The sequence below is a fragment of the Ensifer adhaerens genome (assembly GCF_001270265.1).
Classification (GTDB): domain Bacteria; phylum Pseudomonadota; class Alphaproteobacteria; order Rhizobiales; family Rhizobiaceae; genus Ensifer; species Ensifer adhaerens_B.
On the sequence record NZ_LGAP01000025.1, the window covers coordinates 37507 to 56541 of the forward strand.

Sequence of the window (19035 nt, forward strand, 5' to 3'; positions counted from 1 at the left end):
CGGGCCGGTGCTCGCGCGGCGTGTCGGCCCCAGGCCCAAAACCCCTGAAAATGCCGTGGTTGGCGGGCTCTTTTCCCGAAATAAGCCGCGCGAATGGCTCTTGCGTTTTTTTGCAAATACTGTCACTGCTGCTACCGTTCGGGCGTTTTCAATCCCGGAGACTGGACTTTCTCTTTTGTGCCCGGCTTGCCGGGCCGGCCGGAAGCGGCAAATGGACGTTCTTTCCCCGTTATCGTGACTACTCGACGCCTATCCGCTTGTATGCGGAAGACGACACACCCACATCCCCCCGGGGGCGCGGGTATAGCTTTAAGACTGAAGGAAAAGGACTTCTTCCATGGCCACTAAGGGCACCGTAAAATTCTTCAACCAGGACAAGGGTTTTGGTTTCATCACGCCGGACGGCGGCGCTAAGGACGTTTTCGTCCACATCTCCGCTGTACAGGCCGCTGGCCTTGCTACGCTGAAGGACGGCCAGGTTGTCACGTTCGACACCGAAGCTGACCGCATGGGCAAGGGCCCGAAGGCCGTCAACATCCAGGCTTCGTAAGCCGGATCGTCCGACTGGACTTTTTGGAAGCGGCGCTCCCCAGGGGGCGCCGTTTTCGTTTGGGCTATTGGTTTGCGTCGGAAGTGCTCCAGCACGCTGGCCAGCCACAGGTCACGTGAACAGCGCCGACGAGACCCTCTGGCCTGCACCGGATCTGCCGAGCGGGCATGGATCCTCGGCTCAAGGCCGAGGATGACGGCGACTATGGGACCGTCGGAGTTCCCGTCCTTCGCACGCACCGCCGCTGCCCCCTACGACAGGCACCGGCTGGTGAAGGAACAGCGACCGTTTCCGAGACGAACTCGGACCTATTCCGCCGCCTGCTTGGCAGCGGCCGCCTCGAACACGGCGTCGAAGGCCGCGTGGATGACTTCCGGCCCTGCACCTGGCCGAGTGGCGTCGGATGAGAGGATCTGGCGATAGCGCCGCGCACCCGGCCAGCCCTGGAACAGCCCGACCAAATGGCGCGTGACATGGGCCAGCCGCCCGCCGGCGGCAATATGGCCGGCGGCATAATCGGCCATCGCGTCGCGCAGCTCCGCCCAGAAGACGAGGTCGAGCCGGTGGCCGCGCTCTGAAAAATCGGCACCGTCGCGATCAAGCGCCGGCGCACCGGTCAGCGGATGGGCGAAGAAGCCATCGACCGCCGACAGCATGGCGCTGTCGTGGTAGGCGGCGCGGCCGAGCATCACGCCGTCGAGGTGTTTCAACTCCGCAAGAGACTGACTCAAAGTCTGAAGTCCACCGTTGAGGCCGATGAAAAGATCGGGGTTTTCCACCTTCAAACGATGCACGAGGTCGTAGTCGAGCGGCGGGATGTCGCGGTTTTCCCTGGGCGAGAGCCCCTGCAGCCAGGCCTTGCGGGCATGCACCCAGACGGCGTCCGTGCCGGCGTCGGTCACGCGCGACACCAGATCGCGCAGCGCCAGTTCCGGATCCTGCTCGTCGACGCCGATGCGGCATTTGACCGTCACCGGAATCCGGACCGCTGCCTTCATCGCCGCCACGCATTCCGCCACCACGCCGGGCTCCTGCATCAGGCAGGCGCCGAACGTGCCGGATTGCACCCGGTCCGACGGGCAGCCGACATTCATATTGATCTCGTCATAGCCGCACTCTTCGGCAATGCGCGCCGCTTCCGCCATCTTGCGCGGATCGTTGCCACCAAGCTGCAGCGCCACCGGATGCTCCGAGGCGTCATGGCCAAGCAGCTTGCCACGATCACCGCGCAGGATCGCATCGGCAACGATCATCTCGGTATAGAGCAGCGCATGCCGCGAAAGCCGGCGCGCGAAAAAGCGGTAGTGCCGATCGGTCCAGTCGATCATAGGGGCCACGGCGAAGACCGGGCTTTTGAAATAGCGGCTGTTGCGCAAAATTTCGGCCATATCAGGCAAGTCTCTCATAAACGATCGGTGCGCGGCGAGCGCGCGAATTCGACCTTCGTGCGGCCGTCCCTGTCAGATAGGTGCAGAGCGGCCGGTTTTGTAGCAATCCAGGAGGACGGCATTGAAACGAACGCACCAAGTTGGTGTCGGGCCCAAATTGGTGTCGGCTAGGGCGCCGCCCGCAGCCCCATAGCACGAGAGGGCCGCACTGGCCACCCGGCGCTGCATCCATCCGTTGCTGCCCCGGCCAGTCCTGCGACGGGAACGGCACCAAAATTGGCGCGATGGCCGAGCGCGCTTCCTTGATAAGAACGGCGCTGGGATTCGATGAGGGACTTTTCCATGCGAAAATTCACACGCGTTGCTACGCTCAGCCTTGCGGTCGCAAGTGCGTCAACCGCCTTCGCCCAGCCGTTCAAAACGCCGGCAACGTTGATCGAAGCGCTCTATGCGCCCTATCTGAGCAATGGCGACACCTCGGAGCGCGATGCGTTTTTCTCCAACGGCCTCACCAAGCTCTATGAAGCCGACGCAAAGAAGAGCCAGGGCGAGGTCGGCGCCATCGACTTCGATCCCGTCATCAACGGTCAGGATTGGGACATCGCCGACCTACGTGTGGGCAAGGCGGAAATCAGCGCGCAGTCGGCGGTTATCACTGTACGCTTCGAGAATTTTTCGGTGCCGGTCGCCCTACGGTACAGCCTGGTGAACGAAGCCGGCAACTGGCAGGTTGACGACATCGAAAGCACCGAGGGCGAAACCCGGTGGACGTTGAGCGAGATCTTCGCCAACGCGCACTATTGAAGCGACGCCGCAAGGCAGCTGACACCGCTCGATGTGCGGCACAGAGACGAATTCACGCGTGGCCGGGCGGCGCAAACCGACCGATGCAACTATCACCGGGTTGACAGGCAGCATCACAGGCGATTAGGGCAGCGTCCCTGTATCGATACAGAAGGCAGGAACAAGGGAAGACGGCATGAAACGTGCGATCGTGGCACTCCTCACTCTCCAGCTCGCGGGTTGCCAGTCGATGGCGCTCGAGGACCAGGAGGTCGCAAGGCCGAAGCCCCCCTCCGTGCCGACGCTCTCCGGAGCCGATCTTCAGGCCCTCATCGTCGGCAAGTCGCTGCGCTACACGATCAATGGCGTCGTCTCCTCCTACTTTGCCGATGGCCGCTATGGCTATCGCGATTACGAAGTGCGCGACGGCGGAACCTACACGATCGCAGGCGACGAGGTCTGCATCACATTCGAGGATGGCGGCAGGCGCTGCGACCAGTTCGCCCGGATCGGGCCCGACTATGTCAGGATCGAGGAAGGCGGACGCCAGACCAAGGTGGCAGGCGTCGGACCGGTCTGAGACACCAACGAGGTCGCGGTGCCGGGTGACCCTGCAATGATAAAGAGAGGCGGCCATGCCCGAGGTCGAAATCCGTCCCGCCCGGCCAGATGAGCGCCTAGGGCCAGGACCTATTAAATTCATCCATTCTGTTCAGGTCCATGGGATTGGATGGAAGGAAACAAGCGCAAGGCAAGACCCGAAGGTCTTGTCGAGCATTGTTTGCGATCAGACGGCCCGGGCGCCGAACCGCTGGCCATAGCCGCCATCTGCCGTCCAGCAGTTGCCCGGTTGGCCAACGCCGGCGCTTTCCGCTGCCGATCTGCTACCGGAACCCCTCATTCCCCAGGGGTTCAATTATAGGGCGTTGTGGCATAGTTCGCCGGGCACCGGGGCTTAGGTGCCGGGGGAGACAGGCGTGAATCCTTTGCGCTCGACACAATGCATTGCGCTGTCGCAGCCGGACATCGACACGCTGCAGCGCGTCTTCGACAATATCTGCGCCGAACATCACTGGCCGCGCGACAGCGAGCACGCCCGCCGGCACGCGCGCATGCTGATCGACGAATATCTGGCAGGCACGACAAACGAGCAGTTGCTGCTCGTCGTCGGCCGCTGGTTTGCCTCACGCCTGCCGGCGGAGACATCGACCTCGGATTAGAGGTTGCACCGCAGCAAAACACACCCTCAAAAGCTGCTTACAAAAGCGTTATCCTGCGCTACATTAGCACAACAGACCGTTTGCCGCGTGGGAGGAGCCCTGTCGCAAGCGGTCGCAATGCCGACATTCATTGAGATGATCTCGAGGAGGAGACGCATGCATCAAATCATCTGGAACCAGCCGATCGAACTCGATCTCGTGACCGGAGACGTTCGCACCGTCAAAGGCCCTTCAGACGCGCTCGCCTGCCTTGCCGACCAGTGGCCGCGCCGCGGACCGAGTTATGTCGCCGCCCGCAGCGCCTGCCGCGCTGCGATCGACGGTCGCCGCACGGTCGAAGAAGCGCGATCGCTGTTTATCTCAGCCGCACGCGAAGCCGAACTGAAAGCCCACTAAGAGGGTTTGCCGCCCAGGCTGGTGCCTCTGCACTCGCCTCGTGCCGCCAGCATGCGAAGAGCACGCTGGATGTTGTTTTGATTGATGTCTGGCGCCTTTTGAGAGAAATGACTTGTGGCGGCGCGACCGCACGCCCGGACAGAGCCTGCACATGGGATTCGGTGATTGAGGTAGCGTGCCATTTCGGCGCACCATCTTCAAATCGCTCGCAAATTTCCCGGAAATGGCCCGATTTCTGTCGTGAAGCGTTCATTTCTCTCCGCTATATTATGAGGTGCCTCATAAAAACCAATTTCGAAGCGCCTCAATCCCATTAAGGGAAAAGCATAATGTCCCAGATAAGGGACAACGAAAACGGGAGAGATATCATGAGCGAGCAGAATCTCTATCGCATCGTTGAAGTCAGTGTGAAGCGCGACGGCGACCGTCGCGATGTCGGCATCATGACCGTGCGCCAAGCCCTGGAACTTCAAGTACCAAGCCTAGAATACAGCCATCCGGAACTGAACTCTCGGTCCGACGGCCGGTTTCTCACGCGCGACCAGTTGCAGGCCTACGCCTGCTGCGCCTGAGATAAACCCTTGCAGCACCCGAACAGGGTGTTAACGTCCGGCTGGGATTCGAAACAGCCGGACAGCCATGCAAACAGTCATTCCACTTTCGCCACCCGTCCTGTTGCCGATCGCCGGCAGCCTCGTGGGTTTTCCCGTGCGCCGGGTCTATTGCGTGGGCCGCAACTATGCGGCCCACGCCATCGAGATGGGTCACGACCCGGACCGCGAACCGCCGTTTTTCTTCCAGAAGAACCCGGACAATCTGCTGGTGGCCGACAAGGCCTTCCCCTACCCGCCGCGCACGACGGACGTGCATCATGAGGTCGAGCTGGTTGTCGCCTTGAAGAGCGGCGGCGCCGATATCCCGGTCGAACAGGCGCTCGATTGCGTCTACGGCTATGCCGTCGGCATCGATTTTACCCGCCGCGACCTGCAGGCCGAAGCCAAGAAGGCCGGCAAGCCGTGGGCTGCCGCCAAGGCCTTCGAACATTCGGCCCCCGTTTCCGAGATCGTGCCGGTTGAGGCGATCGGCCACCCCGCCAACGGCAATATCTGGCTGAAGGTCAATGGCGAACTGCGCCAGCACGGCGATCTCGACCAGATGATCTGGAAGATACCCGAAGTCATCTCGGAGCTTTCGCGGCTGTTTACCCTCGCCCCCGGCGACGTCATCATGACCGGGACCCCTTCGGGCGTCGGTCCGGTCGTTCGCGGCGACACGGTGACCTGCGGCGTCGATGGCGTGGCGGCCCTTGCTGTCACCGTTCTCTAAAATCGGAGCGCTTCCACTTTCGTTTTAGACGGAGTCACGGAAGCGCCCTTTCGTTTGTTTTGACGCATTTCCTCACGGAAAACCGCTACGCACTTTTCCTGGAAATGCTCTAACCACCTTTGACGCATTTCCTTACGGAAAACCGCTACGCACTTTTCCTGGAAATGCTTGAGCCACAAGGATCGCCCGATGCCGCTCTATGCCCTTGGACCGCTGCGCCCACAAACCCCGCCCGAGGGCAGCTACTGGGTGGCGCCTGACGCCAACGTCATCGGCCAGGTCGAGATCGGCGAGGATGTCGGTATCTGGTTTGGCGCGACGCTACGCGGCGACAACGAGCCGATCCGGCTCGGCGCCCGCACCAACATTCAGGAAAACACCGTCATCCATGTCGATCCCGGCTTTCCCGTCACCATCGGCGAAGACTGCACCATCGGCCATGGTGCCATCATCCATGGCTGTACCATCGGCGACAACTCGCTGATCGGCATGGGCGCAACGGTACTGAACGGCGCGAAGATCGGCCGCAACTGCCTGGTCGGTGCCAATGCGCTGGTGACCGAGGGCAAGGAATTCCCCGATAATTCGCTGATCGTCGGTGCGCCCGCCAAGGCGATCCGTCTGCTGGACGATGCCGCAGTCGAAGGGTTGAAGCGCTCGGCCAGCCATTACGTCAAGAACTGGCAGCGCTACGCGACGCAGTTGACAAAACTCGGCTGAATTGGGCGACAGCACTCCACGTCAGATGTGACGCCGTTTAAGGGAATACGCAAAGCCGGCCTGCGCACATGCTCTCGTGCACGCCAAGCCCGGCTGCTCCGTAGCAGCGTCCTGTCAGGCGCAGCTCTGGCAATGGCCGCGGATCTCGATGGTGGTCTTTTCCGTCTTGAAGTTCTGGGCGCGCGTCAGCGCCGACAACCGCTGCTCGATCGCCATGTCGTGGAACTCGGTCACCTGCCCGCAACCTTCGCAGATCGTGAAGGCCGTTACCCCGTGGTCATGCTCATGCTCGTGCGGGCATGTGCAGGCGACAAAGGCGTTGAGGCTTTCGAGCCGATGCACGAGGCCATATTCGAGCAGCTTGTCGAGCGCGCGATAGACCTGCAGCGGCGCGCGAAAACCCTGATCGCGCAGCTTGTCGAGAATGGTGTAGGCGCTCAAGGGGCCTTCGGAATGGCTGAGCGCATCCATCACCATCGTCTGGTTCTTGGTCAGTTGCGGGGTCGCCATCAGTGATGCCCTCCAGGCGTGGGATGAGACGCTGTCTCCAACCGCCGCCGACCGATCGGCAGCAGACTCAGGACGAAAAGCGCAAGTGCTGCAACGACGATAGACGGTCCCGACGGCGTATCCCAGTGCAGCGAACCGAAAAGTCCACCGGTCACGGCAAGCGCGCCGATCACCGAGGCCAGAACCGCCATGATTTCGGGCGACGTCGCAAAGCGCCGGGCCGTGGCCGCCGGGATGATCAACAGCGAGGTGATCAGCAGGATGCCGACGATCTTCATGGCGATGGCGATCACCAGCGCCATCAACAGCATGAAGAACAGCCGCGCCCGTTCCGGCCTCATGCCCTCGGCCTCGGCGAGCTCCGGATTGACCGTAGACGCCAGCAGCGGCCGCCAGAGATAGACGATGGCGAAGATCACCAGGATGCCGCCACCCCAGATGATGTCGATGTCGGATTCCGACACCGCCAGAATGTCGCCGAAGAGAAAACCGACGAGATCGATACGCACCCAGGTCATGAAAGCGACGATGACGAGGCCGATCGACAGCGCCGAATGCGACAGGATGCCGAGCAGCGCATCGGTCGACAGCGCCCCGCGCCGCTGCAGGAAGAGCAGCAGCACCGACACGGCAGCCGCAACGATGAACACCGCCACCATCAGGTTGAGGTCGAGAAGCAAGGACAGGGCGACGCCGAGCAGCGCCGAATGCGCCATGGTATCGCCGAAATAGGCCATGCGCCGCCAGATGACGAAGCAGCCGAGCGGCCCGGCCATGACGGCGATGCCGATGCCGGCGATCAGCGCCCGGACGAAGAAATCGTCAAGCATCGCGCTTCTCCTTCACCTCGAAGCCATGCAGGCGGGTATGGGGGCCGCAGCCGCAATCCTCGCCATGGTCGTGCACGTTGCCGTCCTCGTCGTGGTGGTGGCCGTCGCCGGGGTAGCAATGCTCGGTGATCGAGCCGTCCGCATGCAGCACACGACCGTCAGGCAGGTGGGTGTGGTCGTGATTGTGGCTGTAGACCGCAAGCGCGCCGGCGGCGCGGCGGCCGAAAAGCTTCTGGTATTCCGGGCTCTGGCTGACCGCCTGCGGCGTGCCGCGGCAGCAGACATGGCCATTGAGGCAGACGACCGTGTCGGTCTCGGCCATGACGATATGCAGATCGTGCGAGATCAGCAGAATGCCGCAGCCGGTGCGGTTGCGGATCTGCTTGATCAGTTCGTAGAGCGCGATCTCACCGCTGAAGTCGACGCCCTGCACCGGCTCGTCGAGCACCAGCAGGTCCGGCTTGCGGGCGATCGCCCGCGCGAGCAGCGCGCGCTGGAACTCCCCACCCGACAGATGCTGCACTTCGGATCTCGCCAGATGCAAAACCCCGGTCGCCGACAGCGCCTCCTCGATTTCGCGCCCTTTCAGCGGGCCGGTCAGCGTCATCAGCCGCTCGACCGTCAAGGGCAGCGTCCAGTCGACCGCCAGCTTCTGCGGGACGTAGCCGACCTTCAGGCCCGGTTTGCGCTCGACATAGCCCTCATCGGCCTTCAGAACGCCGATCGCAGTCTTTGCCGTCGTCGATTTGCCCGAGCCGTTGGGGCCGATCAGGGTGACGATCTCGCCGGGACTGATCGAAAACTCGACGCCGCGCACCAGCCAGCGGCCGTTGCGGCTGACGCCGGCATTGTTCAGCCGGACCAGCGGCGTCGTTTCTGGGGATCGGAAATTCAGCATCAAAAAATTCCGGATTGGCGGTTGCCACTGGCTATCGCACACGTTATAGCATAACGCAATTGATGTAATAACATTACATTAAAGCGTCCACACGTTCAACCGGACGTGCGCTCGGCGTTTTAGATGTCCGAACTGCGCCTGTCCCTGGCCGAAAACCACATTTGGTTCAGGGACTTGCGTGACATTCAAGCCCGGAGAAACCGATGAAATCGACTTCCGCCCTGCTCTTTGCCTCCACCATCCTGCTCTCGTCGCCCGTTGCGGCTGCTGGCCCCAATGTGGTGGCTTCGATCAAGCCTGTCCACTCGCTCGTCGCTTCGATCATGCAGGGCGTCGGCGAGCCGTCGCTGATCGTCGAGGGTGCCGCCTCTCCGCATACCTACAACATGAAACCGTCGAATGCCGCAGCACTTCAGGCGGCCAAGGTGGTCTTCTGGGTCGGCCCCGGGCTCGAAGCCTTTCTGGACAAGCCGCTCGATGCGCTCAGCGGCGCCGCCAAGGTGGTGGAGCTCAGCGAGGTGCCTGGACTTGAGAAGCTGAAATTCCGCGAAGGCGGCGCCTTCGAGGCGCATGATCATGGTGATGAAGGCCATGAAGGCGAAGCCCATACCGACGCTGGTCACGGGGAAGAAGGGCACAAGCACACGGAGGGCGAGGCAGAACACGACCATGCCGCAGCACCCGAAGCCGCTGCCGCCGATGATCACGCGCACGAGGGGCACGATCACGATCACGACGGTTTCGACATGCACATGTGGCTCGACCCGCAAAATGCCAAGGCGATGGCAGCCGAGATTGAAAAGACGCTCGTGGAAGCCGACCCGGACAATGCCGCCGCCTACAGGGCCAATCTCGATAAGCTCAACCAGCGCCTCGCCGAACTCGACAAGAGCCTGACGGCTACCGTCGCCCCGGTGAAGGACAAGCCTTTCGTCGTCTTCCACGATGCCTACCAGTATTTCGAGCATCGCTACCAGGTGCGGGTAGCCGGCTCCATCACCGTCAGCCCGGAGGTTCTGCCGGGCGCCGAGCGGCTCTCGCAGATCCACGCCAAGATCAAGGAATTGGGCGCGACCTGCGTCTTTGCCGAACCGCAGTTCGAGCCGAAGCTGATCAATGTGGTGATCGAAGGCACGCCGGCGAAATCCGGCACGCTCGACCCTGAAGCGGCCACGCTCGATGCCGGGCCGGACCTCTACTTCCAACTGATGGAAAATATCGGCACATCGCTCAAGACCTGCCTCGCCTCGGCAAGCTGATCCGTCCTCCCGAGGCGGTGAAGTCCGTCCTCCCGAGGCGGCAAGGTGGGCGCTCGCGCCCGTCCGTCTCTCGGTCATGCTCGGGCTTGACCCGAGCATCCAGCGTGCCTCTTCCGTGCGGCGTCTCACCGCTGGATCCTCGGGTCAAGCCCGAGGATGACGGGAGGAGAGGTCAAGCATAACGAGAGGACCGGTCAGACGAGAGGATGACGAAACGGGAGACAGAACCCTACTACGCCTCGGCAAGCAGATCCGTCCTGGCAAGACGGCAAAGTCCGTCCTCCCAAGGCGGCAAATGTGGGCGGCCGCGCTCCCCCCTCGCTCGGTCATGCTCGGGCTTGACCCGAGCATCCAGCATGCCTCCTCGTGCGGCGTCTCACCGTTGGATCCTCGGGTCAAGCCCGAGGATGACGGGAGGAGAGGTCAAGTCCGAGGATGACGGGAGGAGAGGTCAAGCCCGAGGACGACGGGAGGAGAGGTCAAGCCCGAGGATGACGGGAGGAGAGGTCAAGCCAGAGGATGACAAAACTGAAGACCTGGTCCGGGAGCGACCGGAGGAGAAGTCAAACCGAAGACTGAGACCGGTCGAGGCGGGCACGGCGTACAAAGCCGGAGCCTTTAAACCGGTGGAAATGCCGGCACTCCCAGCTACGGGATTGCTCAGGCGGGCGTCAGCGCCCGCCTTTTATATCCACCATAAACGTAATGGTATAACATACAGGAAACAACAATGGAAAAGCTTCCCGTTACCGTGTTGTCCGGCTTCCTCGGCGCCGGCAAGACGACGCTGCTCAACCATGTGCTGACCAACCGCGACGGCCTGCGCGTCGCCGTCATCGTCAACGACATGAGCGAGATCAATATCGATGCCGCGCTGATCCGCGACGGCAGCGCCAACCTGTCGCGCACCGAGGAGCAGCTCGTTGAAATGACCAATGGCTGCATCTGTTGCACGCTGCGCGACGACCTGCTGCGCGAAGTCCGCAATCTCGCCGAACAGAACCGGTTCGACTACCTCCTGATCGAATCGAGCGGCATTTCCGAGCCCCTGCCCGTTGCCACTACCTTCGATTTTCGCGATGAGAATGGCGAGAGCCTTGCCGATGTCGCCCGGCTCGACACTATGGTGACCGTTGTCGATGCCGCCAATCTGCTGGCAGACTATTCCTCGCTCGATTTCCTCGCCGATCGCGGCGAGACGGCTGGCGAAGACGATACCCGCACATTGGTCGACCTGCTGGTTGAACAGATCGAGTTCGCCGATGTCGTTGTGCTTAACAAGATCGGTACGGCCACGCCCGAGCAGCGCGATGCGGCGCTGAAGATCATCGTCGGGCTGAACCCGGATGCGCGGCTGATCGAGGCGGATTTCGGCAAGGTCGAGCTGCGCGAGGTGCTCGGCACCGGCCGTTTCGACCTTGCCAAGGCCGAGCAGCACACGCTCTGGTACAAGGAGCTGCACGGCTTCAAGGACCACATTCCGGAAACCGAGGAATACGGCATCCGCTCCTTCGTCTACAGGGCCCGCCGCCCGTTCGATCCCACCCGGTTCCAGGCGCTTCTCAATCGCTCCTGGCAAGGCGTGGTGCGCGCCAAGGGCTTCTTCTGGCTGGCAACGCGACCCTATCATGTCGGCGAGTTGAGCCAGGCCGGACCGCTGGTCAGAACCTCGAAGATGGGCCTGTGGTGGGCGGCCGTGCCTAGGGAACAATGGCCGCGCGATCCCGGCTTCCTGAAGGCCGTCGGTCCATACATCGATCCCGTCTGGGGTGATCGCCGCCAGGAGATCGTCTTCATCGGCGCCGACCCCATGGATCAAGCCCTGATGACGGCCGACCTCGACGCGTGCCTGATCGATGACACGAGCTTCCGGCCGGACCGCTGGCGGGACCTGCCGGATCCCTTCGCGAGTTGGTCGCAGCGGGCGGCCTGATGGCGGCGGCAGGGCAAAGGCCGCGTCGGCCGCGTTTCACCTGCATGGGCCTTAACGCGGCCGGCAGGCCGGTGCCGATGTTCGATCCGTTTCTTGGCGACATGCATGGGGATGAAGAAGCGTTGGAGCCACTGGGCGAGATCGAGCAACTGCTTTTCGGAGAGCGGGATCGGACCGGGGTCGCGGACATCCCGCCGATGTGCCGGACGACGGCATAGAGAAGGTCGAACGGGCGGCCCGAAAGTCTGCCCCACGGGTTGCTGGCGAAGTTAGCCCTTGCCATCTGCCGATGGCTACGGAGAGGCCCAGCGATCGCCAGGACCTCCCTCATTCCTGTGCCTGTCACAGCAATCCAGTCAGCCCAAGTCCTTGGGTTGAAATGTCTTTTGACCCGACCGACGTCCGGTCACTGTATCCCCGCCACAAGGGCGAGGATGAGGAGAACGGGGTTTGCGCTTCGTCAAACAGGCATTTCGGGATTTGCCAACGGTCCGGGGCAGCCCGAGAAGCTGCCCCAATCATTTTTTAGTGGGCGGACGCCAGGCCGACGATGACGCCGGTTGCAAGGCTGATCAGCAGGAAGTCGTTGTCGACGCGCACCCACTGCTGGCCGCGCGGCGGCTGGCGCAGCTTGTAGCGGCGATAATCGCGCACCTGCGCCATGTGGCGACGCTCGGCCGGGCTGAGACGATGGCCACGCGCCCAACGTTCCTTCTTCTTGACGACGACGCGCTTTTCGATGGTCACGTGCTTGTTGCCATGCCGATCCACGTTCCGGTCCATGTGACGATCGACCGGCCGGCGCTGATCGCGGTCGTAGTTCTGCGCTACCTCGAAGGAACCCGCCGGCTGGGCAAAGGCCGCTACCGGCGTGATCAGGAAGGAGCTGGCGACCAGGGCGGTCAGGAGACGTTTCATCGGGGTATCCTTTCGTTATTTGCACCCCGAAAATAAGTCCGGCTTCCTGAACCGAATATGAAACGCTGCATTACAAATGCGTAATGATATTGAGGACTTATAAGCGTTTCCTTACAAAAAGGCATCCTTATTCCGAAAGGCTTACGTAACGGAACAGATCGAAATCCGCCGGAAGTGCCGCGCCTGATGTGTCGAAGGCGAACATGCCGGCGAAGGCACCGGTGAAGGATCCGTGTTCGCCGCGACCGCCCTCGTCCGACACCACGCCGGCGTCGAGAACCGGGCCGATCGCCTGCCAATCCACCGCCCCCTCCGCGCGCCAGAAGAACTGCAGGTCATTGTCGCGGATCTCCATGGCAAGCCCGATCGGCCCGTCCGGCGCGGTGACACCGCTTCCAATCGGAAACTGCAGCCGGCCATGCGGGAAGTCGCCCGGGCAGGACAGGATCGTCAGCGCCCGCCCAAGCGTCTCGTGCCAGGTCACGCCCAGCGCATGGAACTTGTGGCGGTTGTAATAGTGCGTCAGCCCGGCCACCTGCTGATAGGTCTCAGGCGCGAATTCGACGGTGGTTTCAGCACGGAAAGAATGATGCTCCTGCCGGCGGGCAACGAGCGCCTGCTCGAACCAGCTGCCGATGCTTTCGCGGCCAAAGAGCCTCAGATGCCCTGCCCGCCTTTCCAGCGAAAAGATCCGCTCCGGCAGCGGCGTGCGCAGCCACTGGAATTCGCCGGGCAGCGCGCTTTCATCGAAGTCGGTCTCGACCACCCGCCGCACCGCCACGGCCTCGACCGGGCCTGGGGCTGCAACCGTGATCGCAGGAACCGGCCCGCCGTTTTCGAGATAGAGCCAGCCGTCGTCGCGCCAGACGCATTTCTGCAGAGCCGCCTCGCGGCCAAGCGTGCAGCGACGCTGAGGTCGCAGCGGCCGGCCGCAGAGATGCGTGTGATAGGCCTGACCATCAGGTGTTTCGACATATTGCCCGTGTCCCGCGCGCTGCAACCGCGCATCCGGTTGATCCTTTGATGTGATCAGGTAGGTATCCGGATGCATCTCGTAGGGGCCGTCGATCGTGCGCGACCGTGCCATGGTCACGGCATGATCGTATCCGGTGCCGCCTTCCGCCGTCGTCAGATAGTACCAGCCATTGCGCTTGAAGAGATGCGGCCCTTCGACCAGGCCGAGCGGCGAGCCGGCAAAGATGTTCTTCACCGGTCCGGTGAGTTTGCGCGTGCGCTCATCCCATTGCTGCAGAAGGATGCCATCAAAGGCCGGGTGCTTTGGCGAGCCGCCAAAACTCTCGCTGCGATGGTTCCACTGCATGTTGAGGAACCACTTGCGACCGTCGTCGTCGTGAAACAGCGACGGGTCGAAGCCGGAGGAATTGACATAGACCGGATCGGACCAGACCGCCTCGACCGCCTCTGCCGTGACGATGTAGTTATGCGCGTCCTTGAAGTTGCCGTCGAAGCGCTTGACGTCGGTATAGACCAGAAAGAACAGGCCGTCGTCATAGGACAGGCACGGCGCCCAGACGCCGCAGCTATCGGGGTTGCCGCGCATGTCGAGCTGGCTTGCCCGCTCCAGCGGCCGGCGCACCAGCCGCCAGTTCACCAGGTCGCGCGAATGATGGATCTGCACGCCCGGGTACCACTCGAAGGTTGACGTGGCGATGTAATAGTCGTCACCGACCCGGCAGATGGACGGGTCGGGGTTGAATCCGGGTAGGATCGGGTTGCGGATCATCGCGGTCATGGATTTTGGCGTCCTCCGTTTATGGCGGCATCCGACCTCAAAAATCATACAAATTCAAGACTGCAACGTTGCAGTTCCCCATAACTCTGCTCCCTCAAGAGCAAAATGCGCAGGAAAGACCGCGCGCATCAAGCCTCGGTGGCTTGGCCGTAGCGGGCGCATCTGCGCTCGCATCGCCGGTCATCGGGCAGGCAAACCCTAAGATCAACTGGCGCCACGCCTCGTCGTCCCCGAAGTCGCTCAACACGATCTATAGCGGCAGCAAAGTGCTGGCATGATGATCCAGCAGCGCGACGGCAAGATCTAAGCCTGCGCCTGTTCCTGATGGCAAAGAGCCGCGCGCAACGTCGGTTGCAGACGGTTTGTCGTTTGAGTGTCGGCCAGCGCGGGACCCCCGGCGTTTGCAAAGATTTCATGGTAGGGTTGCTGCCTCAACGGACAAGGAGAAGGAGCCATGCCAAGCGAAAGCCAATCGATCGTGCTCGGCCCCGATGGCGGCCGGCGGTACGACATGGGCGCCATCCAGGCCGTCTTCAAAGCCGATGGCCCGGAAACCGGGGGCCGCTTCTCGATCTCCGAATGGTGGCTCGAAGCCAGGCATGAAGGGCCCGGTGCACACAAGCACGATGACAATGACGAGATCTTTTACGTGATCGAGGGAACCGCGAGCATTCTGGTCGGCGACACCTGGCACCCAATGCCGAAGGGCTCGCTTTGCGTCATTCCACGCGGAACGATGCACGATTTTCGCAACGAGAGCATATCCCGCATGGGCCTGCTCAATGTGTTCGTGGGCGGTCCCTTCGAGGAGATGATGCCAATGATCGTCGACTGGTACCGCGAAAACCCGGCGAAGCGGCTCGACTGAAAAAGCCCGCCAGTCGAAGAAATGCAATCGCCGGAAAGAAGAAGGCGGCCCTGTGTCGGGCCGCCCTCTGTTTTCGTTCCGGTCCAACTCCACGATGGTAGCTGGCTAAGATCGTTCGACGGAGCCGTCGCGGGCCGGGTGCCCGACTTTGGTGCCGCCGAAATCAGAACTTCGGCGGCGAATCGAGGCCGAAGGAAGGCGGCGATTCCAGACCGTTCTGCCCGCCACCACCATCGGCACCCGGCACCAGGCTCTTGATGGTGTCGAGATCCTGAACGACCTCCTTGTCGAGGAAGAAGGTGACCATTTCCGGGAAGGCGATCAGCAGGCCGACGAGAATGAGCTGCAGGCAAAGCCAGGGGATCGCACCGAGATAGATGTCGCGGGTACGGATCGTCCTCGGCGCGATGCCGCGCAGATAGAAGAGCGCGAACCCGAAGGGCGGATGCATGAAGCTCGTCTGCATGTTGGCGCAGATCATCACCCCGAACCAGATCAGGTCGATGCCGAGCGCCGTTGCGGCCGGCGCCAAGAGCGGAATGATGATGAAGGCGATCTCGAAGAAATCGAGGAAGAACGCCATGATGAAGATGAAGATGTTGACGAAGATCAGGAAGCCGACGACGCCGCCCGGAAGCGATGTCAGCATGCTTTCGATCCAGTGGCCGCCGCCCACACCTTGGAACACCAAGCTGAAGACGCGTGCCCCGAGGAGGATGAAGACGACCATGGCGGTGAGCCGCATGGTGATATCCATGCCCTGATAGACGAGCTTCCAGGTGAGACGGCGGTTCATCCAGGCGAGTATGAAGGCGCCGACGACACCCATGGCGCCGGCTTCGGTCGGTGTCGCGAGTCCCATGAAGATCGTGCCGAGCACCACGAAGATCAGCGCCAGCGACGGAACCATGCCGCGGATGCACTTCCTGTACAGCGGCCAGCCGCGGAGCGTGCGTGCTTCCGGCGGCAAGGCCGGAACGTAATGCGGGCGGAAGATGCTGAGAATGAACACCCAGCCCATGAACAAGAGCACCTGGACGATGCTGGCGCCGGTGGCACCGATATACATGTCGCCGGGCGACTTCTGCAGCTGGTCGGCAAGAACGATCAGAACCAGCGACGGCGGAATGAGCTGGGTAATCGTGCCCGATGCCGCGATCACCCCCGTCGCGTGGCGGATGTTGTAGCCGTATTTCGTCATGATCGGCAGCGAGATCAGGCCCATGGCAATGACCGAGGCTGCGACCGTGCCGGTGATCGCGCCGAGAATGGCGCCGACCAGGATGACCGCATAGGACAGACCGCCGCGCACGCCGCCGAAGAGCTGGCCGAAGCCTTCAAGCAAATCCTCTGCCAGCCCGCATCGCTCGAGGATCACCCCCATGAAGGTGAAGAACGGGATCGCCAACAGCAGTTCGTTCGAGACCACCGAAAAGAGCTGGTAGGTCAGGTTGCCGAGGAAATCGGGAGCGATCAGTCCTAGTTCGATCGCTATGAAGCCAAAAAACAGGCCGACGGCCGCCAGCGAAAAGGCCGCGGGATAGCCGATGACCATGAAGAAGATCAGCCCCACGAACATCAGGGGCGCGATATTATGAATGAACCAGTCCATCATTGCAGTGGCTTCTCGTAGGCGAATTCACGCACATAGGTCGTCGTCAGTGCGAGAACGCACTTGAGGATCTCGGCGATGCCCTGCAACGCCACGAGGCCGAAGCCGACCGGGATCAACAGTTTCACCGGCCAGCGCGGCAGGCCGCCGGCATTGAGCGAACCCTCGTTCGTGACCCAGGACTGCATGAACCACGGCCAGGTGAAGTAAATCATCAGGAGGCATATCGGCAGCAGGAAGAAGATGCCACCGAGCAGATCGATCCAGGTGCGTGTGCGCTCGCTGACCCAGCCGTAGAAGAGGTCGACCCGGACATGCTCGTTCATTTTCAGCGCCCAAGGGCCACCGAGAAGGACCATGCCCGCAAACATGTACCACTGCATTTCCGACAGGGTGTTGGAGTTGTTGCGGTAAAGATCGAGCATGCCGCCGAAGATCGACGCGCCGCCATAGTTGCGCTGCAGCCAGAGCAACGAGTCCGTACTGTAGCGAAAGATCGCATTGAATGCGGAGATCAACGAACAGAAGAGCACGAGGTAGATGGCAATGATGCCGATACGCCTGCTCAGGCCGTCGATCACCGCGATGATCCGCAGTGCGAGTTGCAATATATTCCCCCTCCGTCCTTCGAACGGTTTGTACAACCGGCTCTTGTTCCTGTGTGGCCGGCTAGGTCATGGCGTTCGGCTTGATTCATCAAGAACGTAACGCAATCGGTAAAGCGTCGCCGGGACCTGGGAGGAAGCCCAGGTCCACGCTGATCGCAAGCTCCCGGCCGATGGCCGGGAGCCTTCGATCTCGTCATCAGCCGAGCTTGCCGCTCCGCTGGAGCTGCATCATGAAGGTGTCGTTGGTGTACTCCGCCACCTGCAGCCAGAGGAAGTGGTCCTTGCGGAACGCCTTGATCGAACTCCAGATCTTTCTGAAGTTCTCATTCTTGTCTTCCATCTCGGAATAGGTGGCTTCGGCAGCGTCGAAGCAGGCAGCCAGGATTTCAGGGCTATAGGGCCGCAGCTGCGCACCGTTGGCGACGAGCTTCTTGATCGCGGTCGGGTTGAGGAAGTCGTACTTCTGCAGCATGTTGGCGTCGGTCGCCTGGGCGGCCGTGCGCACCAGCGACTGATAGTTCTTCGGCAGTTCGTCGAACTTTGCCTTGTTGAACATCAGATGCACCGTCGGGCCGCCTTCCCAGAAGCCGGGATAGTAGTAATAGGGCGCGACCTTCTGGAAGCCGAGCTTCTCGTCGTCATAGGGGCCGACCCATTCGGCGGCGTCGATCGTGCCCTTTTCCAGCGCCTGGTAGATTTCGCCGCCGGCGATCTGCTGCGGGATGACGCCGAGCTTGGCCATGATGGCACCGGCAAAGCCCCCGATGCGGAACTTGAGGCCCTGCAGGTCGGCGACGGTCTTGATTTCCTTGCGGAACCAGCCACCCATCTGCACGCCGGTGTTGCCACCGGGGTAGACGACAAGGTTCTGCGGCGCAAAGAACTCGTTGATGAGGTCGATGCCGCCACCGTGATAGTGCCAGGCGTTCATGCCGCGCGCGTTGAGCGCAAAGGGAACGGCAGCCGCCAGCGCCCAGGTCGGGTCCTTGCCCCAGTAATAGTAGGCGACGGTGTGGCAAGCCTCGACGGTGCCGGCCGAAACGGCGTCGGCGGCCTGCAGGCCCGGGACGATCTCGTTGGCCGCAAAGACCTGGACTTCGAAATTGCCGTCGGTCGCTTCCGAAACGTGCTTGGCGAAGACCTCGGCGCCGCCATAGATCGTATCAAGTCCCTTGGGGAACGACGACGTCAGGCGCCAGGTAACTTTCGGATTGCTTTGCGCGATGGCCGGCGATGCAAGCGCAGTCGTCGCTGCTGCACCCAGGCCACCGAGACCTGCATGTTTGATGAATGAACGGCGATCCATAGTTCCTCCCTTTTCCCGCCACTGCGGTTTGCGCGACCCTGGTCCGGGCCGCGACTTCCGAGCCTTTTCGCCGACCCTCCTACGGCCTTCGAAAACGCTCGCTCCTCCTCCTTCGGCCACCCACGCAAAAACGGCACGGCGCTTCGCGAACCGGCGG

Annotated in this window: 20 protein-coding genes; 11 read left to right on the forward strand and 9 right to left on the reverse strand. The window is 62.0% G+C overall.

Going from position 1 to position 19035, the window contains the following annotated elements; genetic code table 11:
- The first annotated feature begins 337 nt into the window (after positions 1–337).
- The gene (locus tag AC244_RS26165; RefSeq protein ID WP_025427309.1) at positions 338–550 is read left to right on the forward strand and encodes a cold-shock protein; all 213 of its coding nucleotides are present in this window, start codon (positions 338–340) and stop codon (positions 548–550) included.
- 308 nt (positions 551–858) lie between these two features.
- Here the strand turns inward: AC244_RS26165 and dusA are convergent, their stop codons facing one another.
- On the reverse strand, positions 859–1956 hold the full coding sequence (gene dusA / locus AC244_RS26170) for a tRNA dihydrouridine(20/20a) synthase DusA (protein ID WP_152976110.1): 1098 nt from the start codon (positions 1954–1956) through the stop codon (positions 859–861).
- Between the two features lie 324 nt (positions 1957–2280).
- On the opposite strand from dusA, the gene AC244_RS26175 reads away from it, so the two are divergent.
- The 7 genes from AC244_RS26175 (at position 2281) to AC244_RS26205 (ending at position 6383) form a co-directional block, all read left to right on the forward strand.
- Complete coding sequence (locus tag AC244_RS26175; protein ID WP_053251756.1) at positions 2281–2742, forward strand: DUF3828 domain-containing protein; 462 nt, start codon at positions 2281–2283, stop codon at positions 2740–2742.
- A 175-nt stretch (positions 2743–2917) separates the two neighbouring features.
- Entirely contained in the window at positions 2918–3301 is a 384-nt protein-coding gene (locus AC244_RS26180) for a hypothetical protein (protein ID WP_053251757.1), read from the forward strand.
- Between the two features lie 397 nt (positions 3302–3698).
- A complete protein-coding gene (locus tag AC244_RS26185; RefSeq protein ID WP_202596123.1) occupies positions 3699–3941 on the forward strand; it encodes a hypothetical protein in 243 nt (80 codons plus the stop codon).
- Positions 3942–4097: 156 nt separating this feature from the next.
- On the forward strand, positions 4098–4337 hold the full coding sequence (locus AC244_RS26190; protein ID WP_053251758.1) for a DUF982 domain-containing protein: 240 nt from the start codon (positions 4098–4100) through the stop codon (positions 4335–4337).
- 368 nt (positions 4338–4705) lie between these two features.
- Positions 4706–4909, forward strand: a complete 204-nt coding sequence (locus AC244_RS26195) for a hypothetical protein (RefSeq protein WP_063934152.1) — start codon at positions 4706–4708, stop codon at positions 4907–4909.
- A gap of 67 nt (positions 4910–4976) precedes the next feature.
- Positions 4977–5663, forward strand: coding sequence for a fumarylacetoacetate hydrolase family protein (locus tag AC244_RS26200; protein WP_053251759.1), 687 nt, complete (start codon positions 4977–4979; stop codon positions 5661–5663).
- Positions 5664–5852: 189 nt separating this feature from the next.
- Complete coding sequence (locus AC244_RS26205) at positions 5853–6383, forward strand: gamma carbonic anhydrase family protein (protein WP_053251815.1); 531 nt, start codon at positions 5853–5855, stop codon at positions 6381–6383.
- Positions 6384–6497: 114 nt separating this feature from the next.
- Here AC244_RS26205 and AC244_RS26210 read toward each other — a convergent pair whose 3' ends face one another.
- The 3 genes from AC244_RS26210 to AC244_RS26220 are packed head-to-tail and all read right to left on the reverse strand — an operon-like array spanning position 6498 to position 8621.
- Positions 6498–6893 (reverse strand): Fur family transcriptional regulator, encoded by a 396-nt coding sequence (locus AC244_RS26210; RefSeq protein WP_053251760.1) that lies wholly within the window; start codon positions 6891–6893, stop codon positions 6498–6500.
- Positions 6893–7723 (reverse strand): zinc ABC transporter permease subunit ZnuB, encoded by an 831-nt coding sequence (znuB, locus tag AC244_RS26215; RefSeq protein ID WP_053251761.1) that lies wholly within the window; start codon positions 7721–7723, stop codon positions 6893–6895. The genes AC244_RS26210 and znuB overlap by 1 nt, the downstream gene beginning before the upstream one ends.
- On the reverse strand, positions 7716–8621 hold the full coding sequence (locus AC244_RS26220; protein ID WP_053251762.1) for a zinc ABC transporter ATP-binding protein ZnuC: 906 nt from the start codon (positions 8619–8621) through the stop codon (positions 7716–7718). The genes znuB and AC244_RS26220 overlap by 8 nt, the downstream gene beginning before the upstream one ends.
- Positions 8622–8824: 203 nt before the next feature.
- On the opposite strand from AC244_RS26220, the gene znuA reads away from it, so the two are divergent.
- Positions 8825–9880, forward strand: coding sequence for a zinc ABC transporter substrate-binding protein ZnuA (gene znuA / locus AC244_RS26225; RefSeq protein ID WP_053251763.1), 1056 nt, complete (start codon positions 8825–8827; stop codon positions 9878–9880).
- 730 nt (positions 9881–10610) lie between these two features.
- On the forward strand, positions 10611–11813 hold the full coding sequence (locus AC244_RS26230; RefSeq protein WP_053251764.1) for a GTP-binding protein: 1203 nt from the start codon (positions 10611–10613) through the stop codon (positions 11811–11813).
- Positions 11814–12338: 525 nt separating this feature from the next.
- On the opposite strand, the gene AC244_RS26235 is transcribed toward AC244_RS26230, so the two are convergent.
- The gene (locus AC244_RS26235) at positions 12339–12731 is read right to left on the reverse strand and encodes an RcnB family protein (RefSeq protein ID WP_053251765.1); all 393 of its coding nucleotides are present in this window, start codon (positions 12729–12731) and stop codon (positions 12339–12341) included.
- Between the two features lie 127 nt (positions 12732–12858).
- Complete coding sequence (locus AC244_RS26240) at positions 12859–14484, reverse strand: glycoside hydrolase family 43 protein (protein WP_053251766.1); 1626 nt, start codon at positions 14482–14484, stop codon at positions 12859–12861.
- Positions 14485–14938: 454 nt separating this feature from the next.
- Between AC244_RS26240 and AC244_RS26245 the strand changes: the two genes are divergently transcribed.
- On the forward strand, positions 14939–15352 hold the full coding sequence (locus AC244_RS26245; protein WP_053251767.1) for a cupin domain-containing protein: 414 nt from the start codon (positions 14939–14941) through the stop codon (positions 15350–15352).
- 163 nt (positions 15353–15515) lie between these two features.
- On the opposite strand, the gene AC244_RS26250 is transcribed toward AC244_RS26245, so the two are convergent.
- The 3 genes from AC244_RS26250 to AC244_RS26260 all read right to left on the reverse strand — a co-directional run bounded on the left by AC244_RS26250 (position 15516) and on the right by AC244_RS26260 (position 18878).
- Positions 15516–16967: a TRAP transporter large permease gene (locus AC244_RS26250; RefSeq protein WP_053251768.1), complete on the reverse strand. Its 1452-nt coding sequence runs from the start codon at positions 16965–16967 to the stop codon at positions 15516–15518.
- Positions 16964–17572 (reverse strand): TRAP transporter small permease subunit, encoded by a 609-nt coding sequence (locus AC244_RS26255; protein ID WP_053251769.1) that lies wholly within the window; start codon positions 17570–17572, stop codon positions 16964–16966. Before AC244_RS26255 ends, AC244_RS26250 begins: the two co-directional genes overlap by 4 nt.
- 196 nt (positions 17573–17768) lie before the next feature.
- Positions 17769–18878 carry a TRAP transporter substrate-binding protein gene (locus AC244_RS26260; RefSeq protein WP_053251770.1) on the reverse strand — a complete coding sequence of 370 codons (1110 nt, stop codon included), beginning with the start codon at positions 18876–18878 and terminating at the stop codon, positions 17769–17771.
- Positions 18879–19035: the final 157 nt, after the last annotated feature.